The 2175-nt window shown below is 28.0% G+C and carries 2 protein-coding genes; both read left to right on the plus strand.

What is annotated here, in order from left to right; translation table 11 throughout:
• Window positions 1–170 precede the first annotated feature (170 nt).
• Window positions 171–1097, plus strand: coding sequence for a hypothetical protein (locus tag ACVCZW_RS00105; protein ID WP_452231291.1), 927 nt, complete (start codon window positions 171–173; stop codon window positions 1095–1097).
• 155 nt (window positions 1098–1252) lie between these two features.
• Entirely contained in the window at window positions 1253–1918 is a 666-nt protein-coding gene (locus ACVCZW_RS00110; protein WP_452231292.1) for a hypothetical protein, read from the plus strand.
• Window positions 1919–2175: the final 257 nt, after the last annotated feature.

Genomic DNA, 2175 nt, shown 5'->3' on the forward strand with positions numbered 1-2175 from the left:
CTAACTATGAAAAGACCTATAGATAACAACGTATATAATTAATGGCTAGTTTTAGCTTGCTTACGAAAATCTTTGCAGATTTTCTATTCGGTTTTTATTTGCTAAATTAGGTGCTGAAACACGCCACTAATCATATACAAACACGTTGGCAATAATTTAAACGAACGATAATGACAAAAAACAATCTTTTAATAATTGGAACAATAATATTTTTATTAATATTTAATTTAAGTTGTAGCAGTGATAATACAGATAATGATATTGTTGAACCAACTGATGATTTTAACATTGAAAGCTATCATATTGCTTATGTCCAATTTGACACATCTATCTATTCACCAGATTTTCCAAATTATCCAGATTTTTCAGTAAAACTTGAATACGATGAACAAAGTAGGATGATTAAAAGAATTGGAGAAGTTTCACATGTGCCTTCTGGTGCTGGTATATTAAACATACTGACTGATTCTATATATTTTGATTTTCAATATGCTGCAAACAAAATACACCTAGTAAAAAAAAGAACTGCTGAAAGCAACATTACAATTCCAGAAAATGAAACTACTCTTGTTTTAGACAATGCTAATAAAATAATTCAGAAAATAATTTTTGAAGAAAAAAACAACCAGCATCTTTCAAATTATGATACTATATATTATAGTTATGATAATAATAAGCTAATTTCTTATATAAAAGCATCAACTCATATCTATCAATCTTCAAATATATCTGTAAGAGATATAGAAGAATCTGAATTATATTATTCTAATAATAATGTAGATAGCATTATTACAATTTCATCTACAAAATATAGCGATATACCAAATACTGTATATGAAGAAAAAGAAACAAAAAGATTTGGAGGTTATGATTCTGCATTAAATCCATTTAGAAAACTTCAACTTTTTGATGAGACTTTTTATAGGTCATTATCTGAAAATAATTTCACAGAATATGAAGAAACTTTTGATTATTATCATTATCCAAATTCTGATTATTCTCAAACTCCAATTCTAGTTCCATCAATTAATATAAATACAAGAACTTGGGGTTTTGCTTATGATGAAAATGGAGAATGGATTTATGATCAATATTAAAAACTATTGCCAACACCGTATATATTTTATTGCTTGGTTCTAGCTTGTTTACGAAAATCCTCGCGGATTTTCTATTCCGTTTTTATTTACTAACTTAGTTGCTTAATCACGCAACAAAGCATATACAAACACGTTAGGCACAATTAAAAAAAACTATGGAGAAAGAAAGAACATTTTCGGAATTTATAGAACATTTATGTTACAGACCAAAAATGTATTGTTTGGAAGGAAGTTTTAACGAAGTTTCGGCTTATATCCAAGGATATTGTTTTGCGAAAGAAACACCCATTAGTGGAACTAAATTCAATCGATTTGTCTGCTTAAAGAATTCTTTACCAACGAATTATATTTGGACTTACGTAATTAAAACTTGTTCGAAAAATGATAAAGACGGAATTTCGAATATAAAAGAAACAATTCTCGAATTTATAGAATTGTCGAACCGAATGAACGAAGAAGAATTATTGCAATTTGCTGTCGATAATGCAAATACGAAAGAAGGAGAACCAGAAAAGGTTTTTCGGAAATTCGAGAACGCTTTATTAGTAGGTAATAAAAAAATCATTCAATCCTTAATTTTAGATAACGATAAAGCAGATTTATTATGGAAAGGGAAATATCCAAGTTCCGTTACTGAAAAGCTAAATAAATTGTCAGAAAACCAACCAATAAAGAGAATTAAGGAATCTGAAAACGGAAAGTCAGTTGAATTAGTATCTTCAGGTTTCCCATTTACGATTGAACTGATATTAAAAAATAATGAATGGAAAGTTAATGCGGATAAAATAATAAAATTAAGAACTGAAAATAACTGTGCCTAACACCGTATATAATTTATTGCTAGTTCTAGCCTACTTACGAAAATCCTCGCGGATTTTCTATTCCGTTTTTATTTGTTAACTTAGTTGCTTAATCACGCAACAAACCATATACAAACACGTTAGCATAAATTTAAAAAAAATCAGAACTTAAAATGACCAAACGAATCAAATCTGAAGAAATTAAGAATAATTCATTTTTTTGGTATTTCTACATCAGTTTATTTCGTGGTTATGATGAAGCTAATGAAATTAATATT

Source organism: Lacinutrix sp. MEBiC02595 (assembly GCF_053601555.1).

Excerpts from the sequence above, each read along its gene's own strand:
- ACVCZW_RS00105 (WP_452231291.1), top strand. The coding sequence starts at position 171 with ATGACAAAAAACAATCTTTTAATAATTGGAACAATAATATTTTTATTA.
- ACVCZW_RS00110 (WP_452231292.1), top strand. The coding sequence starts at position 1,253 with ATGGAGAAAGAAAGAACATTTTCGGAATTTATAGAACATTTATGTTAC.